Genomic DNA, 13,822 nt, shown 5'->3' with positions numbered 1-13,822 from the left:
TTGGGACCCCGCGCCCCCGACATCGCTCGGCCCCGCCCTGCGTCCGTAACCCACCCGGGGGCTCCGCCCCGGCACCCCGGCGGGGATCGCACCCCCTGACCACCCCGCGCTTGCGTGGCCCCGCTGAGGCCTGGTGCCCGGCCCCGGCCGTGTTCCCCGCGGCGGCGAGGCACTGGGAGGTCTCCTCCTGGGGCGTGCTGGGTCTGAGGGCTCGTGAGGTCTTTGTCGAGCCGGTTACCACCGCTCCGGCCTCCGTGCCCGGTGAGGCCCCGCCCCGCATGGCCTCGCGTCGCGGCCGCCACCCGGCCATGGGCTCGCTCCCCCGCGCCGCGTCCCGGTCAGGCTCTCGCAGGTCCGTGCGGCGCGGCCGTGCGCCATCACGTCCAGCCCTCGTTGGTGCCGGGGCGCGCCCCGGCATATCTGCGCGACCACTCACCCCCTTGCGCACCATATGTCCGTAACACGAAGTATCTCGCTGTAATGGCAAGGTAAAGTAGTGGCCTCAGGGTGTGCCGGGAAGTCTGGTCGGCGGTGTCGTCAGCGATCCCGTGTGGCGGCCGTCAGTAAACAGCCGTAACTACCCGGAGGTCCCGCCGTGGCGACGACGCCCAGCGCCAACAACCGCAAGCTCCTCGGGCGCCTGTCCCTGCCCGAGCGGAACTTCGTCGCGGATGCGTTGCGGACCGAGACCGTCGGTGGGGTGCTGTTGCTCGTCGCGGCGGTTGCCGCGCTGGTGTGGGCCAACACGCCGCTGCGGGACAGTTACGCGAGCGTCAGTCAGTTCCATCTCGGGCCCTCCGCGCTCGGGCTGAACCTGTCCGTTCAGCACTGGGCGGCGGACGGACTGCTGGCCGTGTTCTTCTTCGTCGCCGGTATCGAACTCAAGCGCGAGCTGGTGGCGGGGGAACTGCGCGACCCGAAGGCCGCGATACTGCCCGTCGTCGCGGCCGTGTGCGGAATGGCCGTACCCGCGCTGGTCTACACCCTCACCAATGCGATCGGGGGCGGATCCCTCGTCGGGTGGGCCGTACCCACCGCCACCGACATCGCCTTCGCCCTCGCCGTACTCGCTGTGATCGGCACCTCCCTGCCGTCCTCCCTGCGCGCCTTCCTGCTCACCCTCGCCGTCGTCGACGACCTGTTCGCGATTCTCATCATCGCGATCTTCTTCACCGACCACATCGACTTCGGCGCGCTGGGCGGGGCCGTCGTCGGGCTCGGCGTGTTCTGGGTACTGCTACGCAAGGGCGTACGCGGGTGGTACGTGTATGTGCCGCTCGCGCTCGTCATCTGGGGGCTGATGTACAACAGCGGCGTCCATGCCACCATCTCCGGCGTCGCGATGGGGCTGATGTTGCGCTGTCACCCGCACGAGGGCGAGGAGCACTCACCCGGGGAGCACATCGAGCATCTTGTACGGCCCCTTTCCGCCGGGCTCGCCGTGCCGCTGTTCGCGCTCTTCAGCGCCGGGGTCGTCGTCTCCGGCGGGGCGATCGGTGACGTGTTCACGCGGCCCGAGACACTCGGTGTCGTGCTGGGGCTCGTCGTCGGGAAGGCCGTGGGCATTTTCGGGGGGACCTGGCTGGCTGCCCGGTTCACCAGGGCCTCGCTCAGTGAGGACCTCGTCTGGCCCGACGTCTTCGCCGTCGCCTCCCTCGCCGGAATCGGCTTCACCGTCTCCCTCCTCATCGACGAACTCGCCTTCAAGAACGACCCGGTACTCACCGACGAGGTCAAGGCCGCCGTACTGATCGGCTCGCTCATAGCCGCCGTACTCGCCACGGCGCTGCTGAAGGTACGCAACGCCAAGTACCGTGCGCTGTACGAGGCCGAGGAGCTCGACGAGGACAGCGACGGCATCCCCGACATCTACGAGCAGAACAACCCGGCGTACCACCTGCGGATGGCCGAGATCCACGAACGGAAGGCCGCCGAGCACCGAAGGCTTGCCGAAGTGGCGGGCGGGGCAAGCGAGGAGAACCACGGTCCGGCATGATCTGAGCAGAACGGGACGGTCAGGGCCGGATGGTCGGGACCGTGCCGGCACCGTTGGCAGCCGGACCGTACAGAGCAGCCCGTACAGAGCAGGCACATACAGAAGAGGGAGTCCGCGATGAGCGCACCCGACGGCAGCCCGGTCGGCGCCGAACGCAGCATCGGCCAGTTGTTCGCCTCGGCGACGACCGAGATGTCCGCACTGGTGCACGACGAGATCGCACTGGCGAAGGCGCAGCTCAAGCGGGACGTCAAGCGCGGCGCGGCCAGCGGCGGCGCGTTCTCCGCGGCCGGAGCGGTGCTGATCTTCTCCCTCCCGATGCTGAACTTCGCCCTGGCATACGGCATCCGGACCTGGAGCCACTGGAATCTCGCGATCTGTTTCGTCCTGTCGTTCGCCGCGAACGTGCTGGTCGCCGGCGCCCTCGCGCTGATCGGCCTGGTCTTCGCGAAGAAGGCGAAAAAGGGCAAGGGCCCGCAGAAGGTCGCCGCCTCGGTCAAGGAGACCGCGGGTGTGCTCCAGAACGCCAAACCTCACCCCCGGACCGCCCCTGTGAGTGACGCGGTCGAGGTTGTGGCACGCTCGACGTCATGACGGACCCCGCCACACCTTCGGCGCAACCCACCTCAGTCGTGCGGCTCGACATCCCCGGCGGGAGAGAAGTGACCCACCGGGACGTCGCCGCCAACGGCGCGCGCTTCCACATCGCCGAGATGGGCGACGGGCCGCTCGTCCTGCTGCTGCACGGCTTCCCGCAGTTCTGGTGGACCTGGCGCCGGCAGATGGTGGCGCTCGCGGACGCGGGTTTCCGGGCCGTGGCCATGGATCTGCGCGGCGTCGGCGGCAGCGACCGCACGCCGCGCGGTTACGACCCCGCCAACCTCGCGCTCGACATCACCGGGGTCGTACGGTCCCTGGGTGAGCCCGACGCCGCGCTGGTCGGACACGACCTGGGCGGCTATCTGGCGTGGACGGCGGCCGTGATGCGCCCCAAGCTCGTCCGCCGGCTCGCCGTGTCGTCCATGCCGCACCCGCGGCGCTGGCGCTCGGCCATGCTCTCCGACCTCAAGCAATCGGCGGCGGGTTCGTACATCTGGGGGTTCCAGCGGCCCTGGATCCCGGAGCGCCAACTCGTCGCCGACGACGGCGCCCTGGTGGGTCGTCTGGTACGGGACTGGTCGGGGCCGCGACAGCCTGACGACGAGGCCGTGGAGACGTACCGCCGTGCCATGTGCATCCCGTCGACGGCGCATTGTTCGATCGAGCCCTATCGGTGGATGGTCCGTTCGATGGCACGACCGGACGGGATCCAGTTCAACCGGCGCATGAAGCGGCCGGTCCGGGTGCCGACGCTGCATCTGCACGGATCGCTCGATCCGGTGATGCGGACGCGGAGTGCGGCGGGTTCTGGGGAGTACGTCGAAGCACCGTACCGTTGGCGGCTGTTCGACGGTCTCGGGCACTTCCCCCACGAAGAGGACCCGGTGGCGTTTTCGACCGAATTGGTCAACTGGCTGAAGGATCCCGAGCCTGACCGGTGACCCGTCGGTGACTGTCCGATTGCGGCCCGTGGCCTGCCCGGTATGCGGACACGAACGCGTGTCCTACGAACAGCCAAATGCCTCGCGCATAGGCCAATTGGGGGGCTCGGGCGAGGTTATAGACCTTGGGGCAGGGGCAGACGTCGAGGTATGGGCTGGACGCACGACTACAGTGACGCACCACGCAACCGCCGCTCGGCGACGGGCCTGAGCTCCCATCAGAGGGGCACCCCGCAGTTGCCGGGCGCGGACCCCCACGTGGGGATCCCGCGCATTTTGCGCCGCCGGGCCCGCTGGGTTTCGGTACGGCTGCGTCACCCACGAGGCTGAGGCCCCGCACGCCGCCGCCCGTCACCCTTCGCTCCCGGAGCGGCCCGTCACCCTTCGCTCTCAGAGCGCGCAGCTGTCGCTGTCCACCTGCTGATCGGCCGTACGGCCCTTGGTGGCGTCCGGCTGGACCTCGTCCGCGGTGAGCGCGTACCCGGTGTTGGCGTCGTCGAGGGACTTCGCGAAGACCACTCCGTACACCCTGCCGTCGGGCGTGAGCAGCGGGCCGCCCGAGTTGCCCTGGCGCACGGTCGCGTAGAGCGAGTAGACGTCGCGGCGCACGGTTCCGCGGTGGTAGATGTCCGGGCCGTTGGCCGTGATGCGGCCGCGCACGCGCGCGGGCTGGACGTTGTACGCGCCGTTCTGCGGGAAGCCCGCGACGATCGCGTTGTTGCCGCTCGCCGCGTCCTTGGCGGTGAACTGGAGCGCGGGCGCGTTCAGGTTCGGTACGTCGAGTACGGCGATGTCGCGCTCCCAGTCGTACAGGACGACCTTGGCGTCGTACTTCCTGCCCTCGCCGCCGATCTGGACGGTGGGCTCGTCGACCCCGCCGACCACGTGCGCGTTGGTCATCACGCGGCGGTTGCCGAAGACGAAGCCGCTGCCCTCGAGGACCTTGCCGCAGCTCTGCGCGGTGCCCATCACCTTGACGATGGACTTCTGGGCGCGGAGGGCGACGGGGCTGTTCGCGAGCGCCGGGTCGGGGGGCCGGACGTCGGTGATGGGTTCGTTGGCGAACGGGCTGAAGACCTGCGGGAAGCCGTTCTGCGCGAGGACCGAGGAGAAGTCGGCGAACCAGGTGTCGGCCTGGGAGGGCAGGGCACCGGAGACGCCGTGGAGCACCCTGGAGCCGCGGACCTCCTTGCCGAGCGTCGGCAGCGTCGTGCCCGCGAGAGCCGAACCGATCAGCCAGGCGACCAGGAGCATCGCGACGACGTTGACGAGGGCGCCGCCGGTCGCGTCCAGGGCACGGGCCGGGGACCAGGTGATGTACCGGCGCAGCTTGTTGCCCAGGTGGGTGGTGAGGGCCTGGCCGACGGAGGCGCAGACGATCACGACGATCACCGCGACCACGGCGACGGTCGTACTCACCTTGGAGTCGTCTGTCAGGGCACCCCAGATGACGGGGAGCAGATAGACGGCGACGAGGCCGCCGCCCAGGAAGCCGATCACCGACAGGATGCCGACGACGAAGCCCTGGCGGTAGCCCACGATCGCGAACCACACGGCGGCGACCAGCAACAGGATGTCCAGCACGTTCACGGGGGCCACCCTGTCATGCGCGCCAGTCGAGCGGGACCTGCTTCTCGCGGTCCCAGGGCAGCTCCCAGCCCGCGTAGTGCAGCAGACGGTCGATGATCCCCGCGGTGAAGCCCCAGACCAGGGCCGATTCGACCAGAAATGCCGGACCTCGGTGACCGCTGGGGTGCACGGTCGTCGCACGGTGGGCGGGGTTCGTGAGATCCGCCACGGGGACCGTGAAGACCCGGGCCGTCTCGGCCGGATCGACCACGCCGACCGGGGTCGGCTCGCGCCACCAGCCCAGGACCGGGGTGACCACGAAGCTGCTCACCGGGATGTAGAGCTTCGGCAGCACGCCGAAGAGCTGGACGCCGCTCGGGTCGAGCCCGGTCTCCTCCTCGGCCTCCCGCAGCGCGGCCCGCAGCGGCCCGTCGGCCTTCGGGTCACCGTCCTGCGGGTCGAGGGCGCCGCCGGGGAACGAGGGCTGTCCCGCGTGCGAGCGCAGGGAGCTGGCACGCTCCATCAGCAGCAGCTCCGGGCCGCGGGCGCCCTCGCCGAAGAGGATGAGCACGGCGGACTGGCGCCCCGCGCCGTTCGCCGGCGGCAGGAAGCGGCTCAGCTGGAGCGGTTCCACGGTCTCCACGGCGTGCACCACCGGGTCGAGCCAGGCGGGCAGACCGTCCTTGGTCACCACGACCCGGCCGTTGTGCGAGTCGGGGCCTTCGTGGGTGCGGTGGTGTGCGCCGGGTCCGTCGTATGTGCGGTGAGAGCCCGTCTCGTTCTGCGTGCCGTGCGTCCCCGTCTCGTTCTGCGTGCGGTGTGTGTCCCGCTCGTTCTGCGTGCGGCGTGTGTCCGGCTCGTCGTGCCTGCTGTGCGTGTTGCTCGCGTGCGTCATCGCCACCCCCGTTCTGCTCTCCCCAACGCCGGGCGGCGCCGTGTTCGTTCCGTCATCCGGCGCCCAGTGGGGGTGCCGGGATGCCGCCTGCGTCCAGGTAGGACTGCGGCGGGTTGAGGCGTTGGCCGGGGAAGCCGCCCTTCTCGTACTTCAGGAGCTTGCGCGCCTTCTCCGGGTCCGTCTCGCCTTCCCCGTAGGCGGGGCAGAGCGGGGCGATGGGGCAGGCGCCGCACGCGGGCTTACGGGCGTGGCAGATGCGGCGGCCGTGGAAGATCACGTGGTGCGAGAGCATCGTCCATTCGCTCTTCGGGAAGAGCGCGCCGACGGCGGCCTCGACCTTGTCCGGGTCGGTCTCGTCGGTCCAGTGCCAGCGGCGCACGAGCCGGCCGAAGTGGGTGTCCACGGTGATGCCGGGGCGCCCGAAGGCGTTGCCCAGGACGACGAAGGCGGTCTTGCGGCCTACGCCGGGGAGCTTGACGAGGTCTTCGAGGCGGCCGGGGACCTCGCCCCCGAAGTCCTCCACGAGGGCCTTGGAGAGCCCTATCACCGACTTGGTCTTGGCCCGGAAGAAACCGGTCGGCCGGAGGATCTCCTCGACCTCCTCCGGATTCGCGGCGGCGAGGTCCTCAGGCGTGGGGTACTTGGCGAAGAGCCCCGGCGTCGTCTGGTTCACCCGCAGGTCGGTCGTCTGGGCCGACAGGACCGTGGCGATCACCAACTGGAAGGGGTTCTCGAAGTCCAGCTCCGGGTGGGCGTACGGATACACCTCGGCGAGCTCGCGGTTGATGCGGCGGGCGCGGCGCACGAGAGCGGCGTGGGACTCGGCGATCGCCTTCTTGGGGGCGGCTTGGGCCGGGGCGGCCTTCTTGGCCACGCTCTTGGCAGGCGCCGCCTTCTTGGCGGCCGTCTTGGCGGCCGTCTTGGCGGCCGTCTTGGCGGCCGTCTTGGCAGGCACCGCCTTCTTGGCCGGTGCCTCCTTCTTGGAAGCAGCCGACGCCTTCGTGATCGAGGCCGCCGCCTTCTTGGCCACGCCTGTCGTCTTCCCGGTCGTGGCTGTCGCCTTTTTGGCAGCCTTCTTCGCGACCTTCTTCGCGACCGGCTTCACCGGCGTCGGTTTTGTCGCTTTTGTCGTTTTCATACTTTCGGCGGAACTCTGTTCGCCCACAGCGGAATCGCGACGTACAACCACCCGCCCAGCCCCCTTGGCCTGTGCTCTCACCGGCGATTTGGACACCCAGCCAGCCTAAAGCCCCCCACCGACATCCGCCCCGGACCCAGAAGATCAGCCCCCAATTGGCCCCCTGCCGCACTGCCCGGCACGCCAGTGCGGCAGACTTGTGACTGATCACACTGTTTGGACCGTCCAGCAAGATGGGGAACACGCTCCCCTGGTATCACGGGGGAGCAAGATCCCCTGAGCAGGTCGACAAGGAGAGAACTCGTGGACGACGTTCTGCGGCGCGCCCCGCTCTTCGCGGCGCTCGATGATGAGCAGGCCGCGGAGCTCCGCGCCTCCATGAGTGAGGTGACCCTCGCACGCGGCGACGCTCTCTTCCACGAGGGCGACCCCGGTGACCGCCTTTACGTGGTCACCGAGGGCAAGGTGAAGCTCCACCGCACCTCACCCGACGGCCGCGAGAACATGCTGGCCGTCCTGGGCCCCGGTGAGCTCATCGGCGAACTGTCGCTGTTCGACCCGGGCCCGCGCACGGCGACCGCCACCGCGCTGACCGAGGTCAAGCTGCTCGGCCTCGGCCACGGCGACCTCCAGCCCTGGCTGAACGCGCGGCCCGAGGTGGCCGCCGCGCTGCTGCGCGCCGTCGCCCGGCGCCTGCGCAAGACCAACGACCAGATGTCCGACCTGGTCTTCTCGGACGTGCCCGGCCGCGTGGCCCGCGCGCTCCTCGACCTCTCCCGCCGCTTCGGCGTGCAGTCGGAGGAGGGCATCCACGTCGTGCACGACCTCACGCAGGAAGAGCTGGCCCAGCTGGTCGGCGCGTCCCGCGAGACGGTCAACAAGGCGCTCGCCGACTTCGCGGGCCGCGGCTGGCTCCGGCTGGAGGCCCGCGCGGTCATCCTGCTGGACGTGGAGCGCCTCGCGAAGCGCTCGCGCTGACCGCACCGCGCATCGGCTTTCGACGCACCTGAAGGGCCTCGCTGCACAGCGGGGCCCTTCTCGCATCCCTGGTATCGCACGGGCCCCCACCGGCCGCCCGGACGCTCCCTGGCGCCTAGATGAGGCCGTGTTCCCGGAGGTAGTCCATCTGCGCCCGGACCGACAGCTCCGCCGCCGGCCACAGCGAGCGGTCCACGTCCGCGTACACGTGCGCGACGACCTCGGCCGGCGACCGGTAGCCGCTCTCGACCGCCGTCTCGACCTGGGCCAGGCGGTGAGCGCGGTGGGCGAGGTAGAACTCGACCGCGCCCTGGGCGTCCTCCAGGACGGGCCCGTGCCCCGGCAGCACGGTGTGCACGCCGTCGTCCACCGTCAGGGACCTGAGGCGCCGCAGCGAGTCCAGATAGTCGCCCAGACGGCCGTCGGGGTGGGCCACGACGGTCGTACCGCGGCCGAGGATGGTGTCACCCGTCAGGACCGCCCGATCGGCCGGGAGATGGAAGCACAGCGAGTCGGCGGTGTGGCCCGGGGTCGGTACGACACGCAGTTCGAGCCCGCCCACGGCGATGACGTCCCCGTGCGCCAGCCCCTCGTCCCCGAGCCGCAGCGCCGGATCCAGCGCCCGCACCTTCGTGTCCGTCAGTTCCGCGAACCGCCCGGCGCCCTCGGCGTGATCGGGGTGCCCGTGGGTCAGCAGGGTCAGCGCCACCCGCTTGCCCGCCTTCTCGGCTGTGTCCACGACATTGCGCAGATGTACGTCGTCCAGGGGCCCTGGGTCGATCACCACCGCGAGGTCGGAGTCCGGCTCGGAGACGATCCAGGTGTTGGTGCCGTCCAGGGTCATCGCGGACGCGTTGGGCGCGAGCACGTTGACGGCGCGCGGGGTGGCGGAGCCGGAGAGGACCCCGCCTCGCGGCTGGCCTGGGAGGGCTGCGGCGTCGGTCATGCGGGGGCTCCACCGGTCGGGATGTGCTTGGTGAACTCGTCGTGGCCCGGCCAGGCGAGGACGACTTCGCCGTTCTCCATGCGGGCCTTGGCCAGGACGGGGGTCAGATCACGGGTGGGCGCGGCGGCGAGGACGTCGGCGGCGCTGTCGTACGGGATGAGCTGGCGCAGGGTCGCGACGGTGGGCGGCATCATCAGGAGCTCGCCCTTGTCGTACCCGTCCGCCGCGTCCGCGGGGCGGATCCAGACCGTGCGGTCGGCCTCCGTGGAGGCGTTGCGGGTGCGCTGGCCCTCCGGGAGGGCTGCCACGAAGAACCAGGTGTCGTAGCGGCGGCTTTCGAACTCCGGGGTGATCCAGCGGGTCCAGACGCCCAGGAGGTCGGACCTGAGCACGAGTCCGCGGCGGTCGAGGAACTCGGCGAAGGAGAGGTCGCGGGCGACCAGGGCCGCGCGGTCCGCCTCCCAGTCCTCGCGGGTGGTGTCGCCGACCACGGTGTCCGGGGTGGGCCCGGCCAGCAGGACACCGGCCTCCTCGTACGTCTCACGGACCGCCGCGCAGACGACGGCCTGGGCGGATGTCTCGTCGGTGCCGAGCCTGTTCGCCCACCACGCGCGTGTGGGGCCCGCCCAGTGGATCTGGTGCTCGTCGTCGCGTGGGTCCACGCCGCCGCCCGGATACGCGTACGCGCCTCCGGCGAAGGCCATGGAGGCGCGTCTGCGCAGCATGTGCACCACGGGGGTGGTGGGGGTGTCCTTGAGCAGCATGACGGTGGCCGCGCGCTTGGGGGGTACCGGGATCAGGGTGCCCTCCGCGAGCGCGCGGATCCGCTCGGGCCACTCCGGTGGATACCACTGCCCATTCGCCATGGCCGGAGGCTATCCCGAGCCGGGCGAATGTTCGAGGGGCCCAGGGGATCCCCGGGCCGGGGGCGGGGGCGGCGGGGGCGAAGAAGACCGCCGCCGGTCCCGACCGCCTACGCCTCCGTCAGCTCCACCTGGATCTCGACCTCGACCGGGGCGTCCAGCGGGAGGACGGCCACGCCGACCGCGCTGCGGGCGTGGACGCCCTTGTCGCCCAGGGCCGCGCCCAGGAGCTCGCTCGCGCCGTTCAGGACACCCGGCTGGCCGGTGAAGTCCGAGGCCGAGGCCACGAAGCCGACGACCTTCACGACACGCGCGATGCGGTCGAGGTCGCCCGCGACGGACTTGACCGCGGCCAGCGCGTTCAGCGCGCAGATGCGGGCCAGGTCCTTGGCCTCCTCGGCCGTGACCTCCGCACCCACCTTGCCGGTGAGCGGAAGCTTGCCGTCCACCATCGGCAGCTGCCCCGCGGTGAAGACGTACACGCCGGACTGCACGGCGGGCTGATAGGCGGCCAGCGGCGGAACGACGCCCGGCAGCGTCAGACCGAGCTCCGCGAGCTTCGCCTCAACGGCGCCGCTCATGCCGACTTCTCGCGCTTCAGGTAGGCCACCAGCTGCTCGGGGTTGTTCGGCCCGGGCACGACCTGGACGAGCTCCCAGCCGTCCTCGCCCCAGGTGTCCAGAATCTGCTTCGTGGCATGGACGAGCAGCGGCACGGTTGCGTATTCCCACTTGGTCATGTCGCCGACTGTAGTCGTTGCCGCGGGGGGCCTCGCGCGCACGTTGTCCACAGCCTCCTGCGTAGTACGGCGGCGGACTGGTTAGGCTCGAAGACGTGAGCAGGCTCCAGGTCGTCAGCGGCAAGGGCGGTACCGGCAAGACCACGGTAGCCGCGGCCCTCGCGCTCGCCCTCGCGACCGAGGGCAAGCGCACCCTCCTCGTCGAGGTCGAGGGCAGACAGGGCATCGCGCAGCTCTTCGAAACAGAAGCGCTGCCCTACGAGGAGCGGAAGATCGCCGTCGCTCCGGGGGGCGGGGAGGTGTACGCCCTCGCCATCGACCCCGAACTGGCCCTTCTGGACTACCTCCAGATGTTCTACAAACTGGGCGGCGCCGGCCGGGCCCTGAAGAAGCTCGGCGCCATCGACTTCGCGACCACCATCGCGCCCGGTCTCAGGGACGTGCTCCTCACGGGGAAGGCGTGCGAGGCCGTCCGCAGGAAGGACAAGAGCGGGCGGTTCGCGTACGACTACGTCGTCATGGACGCGCCACCCACGGGCCGCATCACCCGCTTCCTGAACGTCAACGACGAGGTCGCGGGGCTCGCCAAGATCGGGCCGATACACAATCAGGCGCAGGCCGTGATGCGCGTCCTGAAGTCGCCGGAGACGGCGGTGCACATGGTGACGCTGCTGGAGGAGATGCCCGTCCAGGAGACCGCGGACGGCATCGCCGAGCTGCGGGCGGCGAAGCTGCCGGTGGGACGGATCATCGTGAACATGGTGCGGCCCGCTCTCCTGGACGACGTCGACCTGGAGCTCACGGGCGCCGTCGCGCGCAGCGCCATCGCCAAGTCGCTCTCGGCGGCGGGGCTCGGCGGCGCCCGCCGCGGCGGGAACGCCGAGCGGCTCGTCGGGCCCCTCCTGGAGCAGGCCGAGGAGTACGCCGAACGGCACACCCTGGAGCGCGAGCAGCGGGCCGTCCTGACCGAGCAGGGCCTCCCGCTGCACGAACTCCCCCTGCTCGCCGAGGGAATGGACCTGGCGGGCCTGTACGAGCTCGCTACGGAACTGCGCACTCAAGGGATCTCATGAGTCTGGACCCGGCCCGCGTACTCGACCTCGACCCACTGCTCGACGACCCCGACACCCGCATCGTGGTGTGCTGCGGCTCGGGCGGTGTCGGCAAGACGACCACGGCGGCGGCCCTGGGGCTGCGCGCCGCCGAGCGGGGCCGCAAGGTGGTCGTTCTCACCATCGACCCGGCGCGCCGCCTCGCCCAGTCGATGGGCATCGACTCCCTCGACAACGTCCCACGCCGGGTGAAGGGCATCGACGACTCCGCGGGCGGCGAGCTGCACGCCATGATGCTCGACATGAAGCGCACGTTCGACGAGATCGTCGAGGCGCACGCGGACGGCGAGCGCGCGGCCGTGATCCTGAACAACCCCTTCTACCAGTCGCTTTCGGCGGGCTTCGCGGGCACGCAGGAGTACATGGCGATGGAGAAACTGGGGCAGCTGCGGGCCCGGGACGAGTGGGACCTGATCGTCGTCGACACGCCGCCGTCCCGCTCGGCGCTCGACTTCCTGGACGCGCCCAAGCGGCTCGGGTCGTTCCTCGACGGACGGCTGATCCGGCTCCTGACGGCGCCGGCGAAGCTGGGCGGGCGTGCGGGGATGAAGTTCCTGAACGTCGGGATGTCGATGATGACCGGCACCCTGGGGAAGCTGCTGGGGGGACAACTCCTGAAGGACGTGCAGACGTTCGTGGCGGCGATGGACACGACGTTCGGGGGCTTTCGCACGCGCGCGGACGCCACGTACAAGCTGCTCCAGGCGCCCGGGACGGCGTTCCTGGTGGTGGCGGCCCCGGAGCGGGACGCGCTGCGCGAGGCCGCGTACTTCGTGGAGCGGCTGGCGGCCGAGGACATGCCGTTCGCCGGTCTCGTGCTCAACCGGGTGCACGGCAGCGGTGCCGCCCACCTCTCCGCCGAGCGGGCGCTGGCCGCCGCCGAGAACCTCGATGCCGAGGCCGCGGAAGATCTTGAAACCACAGCTGTAGAAAATCTTGACGACGCCCGCATTGTGGATCAGGAGGGCGGGAAAGCTGGACTTCGTAACTCTCCCGACACGTACGGCAGTTCAGAATCTCCCGCTTCCGAGACATCAGCTCCCGACGGCTCCGAAGGTCCAGCCGGCTCCGACGGTTCCGATGAAGGCTCCCCCGCCGCCACGGACAGCGCAGACGCCACGGACAGGACCGACACGCCGCCGCACGCGCACCGGACCGTCGAACAATTCACCGCAGGTCTGCTGAGGCTGCACGCCGAGCGCATGCAGCTGCTCTCCCGCGAGCAGCGCACGCGTGACCGCTTCGCCGCGCTCCACCCGGAGGTGGCGGTTGCCGAAGTGGCCGCACTGCCCGGCGACGTACACGATCTCGCGGGACTGCGGAACATCGGAGACCGGCTCGCGGCCAACCGGCCGGAGCTGCCTGAAACCGACGCCTGAGTGGCGCCGTCCACGGACCCGGGGCCAGGTCTGAGTCAGAACTCGTGGTCACGAGTTCATGGTCATGAGTTCATGTCATGAGCTCGTGACCGACCCGAGGTGGCCTGAGGCGGCAAGCCCGAGATGGCCTGACGCAAGTGGGTCCGAGGCGGTGAGTGGGTCTGAGGCGGCGGGTGGGTCCGGCGCGGGCCGAGGTAGCCCCGCGGGACGCCCTCCGTGGCGCCCTCAGCCCACCGCCGCGTAGCGCTCGTACACCTCTTCCTCGTCGAGGGGCAGCAGGCCCGCGCCGCGCTCGTACTCCGTACGCGCGGTCTCCAGCAGGCGACGCCACGAGGTGACGGTGGGACGCCTGCGCAGCAATGCGCGACGCTCCCGCTCCGTCATGCCACCCCACACGCCGAATTCGACGCGATTGTCGAGCGCATCGGCGAGGCACTCCGTGCGTACCGGACATCCGGTGCACACTGCCTTCGCCCTGTTCTGCGCTGCTCCTTGAACGAACAGTTCATCCGGATCGGTAGTGCGGCAGGCCGCCTGCGCACTCCAGTCGGTTACCCAGCCCATACCGGCGCCGTCCTCTCCCGAATCGAGGCTCCCCCACGGCGGCAGCGGCATATTCACCGCCGCCAGTTGAGGACGTTACGGAAGGCAGGCACAGCGCAACAC

15 protein-coding genes are annotated in these 13,822 nt (G+C 70.4%); 7 read left to right on the top strand and 8 right to left on the bottom strand.

Annotation, left to right across the window (positions count from 1 at the left end; all coding sequences use genetic code 11):
• The first annotated feature begins 595 nt into the window (after positions 1-595).
• From nhaA to ACIRA5_RS18090, 4 genes are all read left to right on the top strand, one after another.
• Positions 596-1,996, top strand: a complete 1,401-nt coding sequence (gene nhaA / locus ACIRA5_RS18105; protein ID WP_403691748.1) for a Na+/H+ antiporter NhaA — start codon at positions 596-598, stop codon at positions 1,994-1,996.
• Between the two features lie 117 nt (positions 1,997-2,113).
• Positions 2,114-2,590, top strand: coding sequence for a phage holin family protein (locus ACIRA5_RS18100; protein WP_403691747.1), 477 nt, complete (start codon positions 2,114-2,116; stop codon positions 2,588-2,590).
• A complete protein-coding gene (locus ACIRA5_RS18095) occupies positions 2,587-3,537 on the top strand; it encodes an alpha/beta fold hydrolase (RefSeq protein WP_403691745.1) in 951 nt (316 codons plus the stop codon). Before ACIRA5_RS18100 ends, ACIRA5_RS18095 begins: the two co-directional genes overlap by 4 nt.
• Positions 3,538-3,687: 150 nt before the next feature.
• Positions 3,688-3,867, top strand: coding sequence for a hypothetical protein (locus ACIRA5_RS18090; RefSeq protein ID WP_079065266.1), 180 nt, complete (start codon positions 3,688-3,690; stop codon positions 3,865-3,867).
• Between the two features lie 60 nt (positions 3,868-3,927).
• Here the strand turns inward: ACIRA5_RS18090 and ACIRA5_RS18085 are convergent, their stop codons facing one another.
• From ACIRA5_RS18085 to nth, 3 genes are all read right to left on the bottom strand, one after another.
• Positions 3,928-5,127 carry a MarP family serine protease gene (locus tag ACIRA5_RS18085; protein ID WP_403691743.1) on the bottom strand — a complete coding sequence of 400 codons (1,200 nt, stop codon included), beginning with the start codon at positions 5,125-5,127 and terminating at the stop codon, positions 3,928-3,930.
• A gap of 13 nt (positions 5,128-5,140) precedes the next feature.
• Complete coding sequence (locus ACIRA5_RS18080) at positions 5,141-5,800, bottom strand: CoA pyrophosphatase (RefSeq protein ID WP_075033588.1); 660 nt, start codon at positions 5,798-5,800, stop codon at positions 5,141-5,143.
• A gap of 253 nt (positions 5,801-6,053) precedes the next feature.
• Positions 6,054-7,139: an endonuclease III gene (gene nth / locus ACIRA5_RS18075; protein WP_403691741.1), complete on the bottom strand. Its 1,086-nt coding sequence runs from the start codon at positions 7,137-7,139 to the stop codon at positions 6,054-6,056.
• Positions 7,140-7,442: 303 nt separating this feature from the next.
• Here nth and ACIRA5_RS18070 point away from each other — a divergent pair, with 303 nt between their 5' ends.
• On the top strand, positions 7,443-8,117 hold the full coding sequence (locus ACIRA5_RS18070; RefSeq protein ID WP_006382668.1) for a Crp/Fnr family transcriptional regulator: 675 nt from the start codon (positions 7,443-7,445) through the stop codon (positions 8,115-8,117).
• 115 nt (positions 8,118-8,232) lie between these two features.
• Here the strand turns inward: ACIRA5_RS18070 and ACIRA5_RS18065 are convergent, their stop codons facing one another.
• The 4 genes from ACIRA5_RS18065 to ACIRA5_RS18050 form a co-directional block, all read right to left on the bottom strand.
• Positions 8,233-9,063: an MBL fold metallo-hydrolase gene (locus ACIRA5_RS18065; RefSeq protein ID WP_352051317.1), complete on the bottom strand. Its 831-nt coding sequence runs from the start codon at positions 9,061-9,063 to the stop codon at positions 8,233-8,235.
• The gene (locus ACIRA5_RS18060) at positions 9,060-9,929 is read right to left on the bottom strand and encodes an NUDIX hydrolase (protein WP_403691740.1); all 870 of its coding nucleotides are present in this window, start codon (positions 9,927-9,929) and stop codon (positions 9,060-9,062) included. The genes ACIRA5_RS18065 and ACIRA5_RS18060 overlap by 4 nt, the downstream gene beginning before the upstream one ends.
• A 107-nt stretch (positions 9,930-10,036) precedes the next feature.
• Positions 10,037-10,507, bottom strand: coding sequence for a RidA family protein (locus ACIRA5_RS18055; protein ID WP_054237401.1), 471 nt, complete (start codon positions 10,505-10,507; stop codon positions 10,037-10,039).
• The gene (locus tag ACIRA5_RS18050; RefSeq protein WP_075033571.1) at positions 10,504-10,665 is read right to left on the bottom strand and encodes a DUF4177 domain-containing protein; all 162 of its coding nucleotides are present in this window, start codon (positions 10,663-10,665) and stop codon (positions 10,504-10,506) included. Before ACIRA5_RS18050 ends, ACIRA5_RS18055 begins: the two co-directional genes overlap by 4 nt.
• Positions 10,666-10,760: 95 nt before the next feature.
• Between ACIRA5_RS18050 and ACIRA5_RS18045 the strand changes: the two genes are divergently transcribed.
• Positions 10,761-11,738, top strand: a complete 978-nt coding sequence (locus ACIRA5_RS18045; protein WP_403691739.1) for an ArsA family ATPase — start codon at positions 10,761-10,763, stop codon at positions 11,736-11,738.
• Positions 11,735-13,156, top strand: a complete 1,422-nt coding sequence (locus ACIRA5_RS18040) for an ArsA family ATPase (RefSeq protein WP_403691737.1) — start codon at positions 11,735-11,737, stop codon at positions 13,154-13,156. Before ACIRA5_RS18045 ends, ACIRA5_RS18040 begins: the two co-directional genes overlap by 4 nt.
• Before the next feature lie 225 nt (positions 13,157-13,381).
• On the opposite strand, the gene wblA is transcribed toward ACIRA5_RS18040, so the two are convergent.
• A complete protein-coding gene (gene wblA, locus ACIRA5_RS18035; RefSeq protein ID WP_028799159.1) occupies positions 13,382-13,720 on the bottom strand; it encodes a transcriptional regulator WblA in 339 nt (112 codons plus the stop codon).
• Positions 13,721-13,822 lie beyond the last annotated feature (102 nt).

It is taken from the genome of Streptomyces sp. NPDC096311 (assembly GCF_044763085.1).
In the GTDB taxonomy this organism is placed as follows: domain Bacteria; phylum Actinomycetota; class Actinomycetes; order Streptomycetales; family Streptomycetaceae; genus Streptomyces.
The sequence above is the reverse complement of the archived record's forward strand: the minus strand, read 5'-3'. Positions and strand labels throughout refer to the sequence as shown.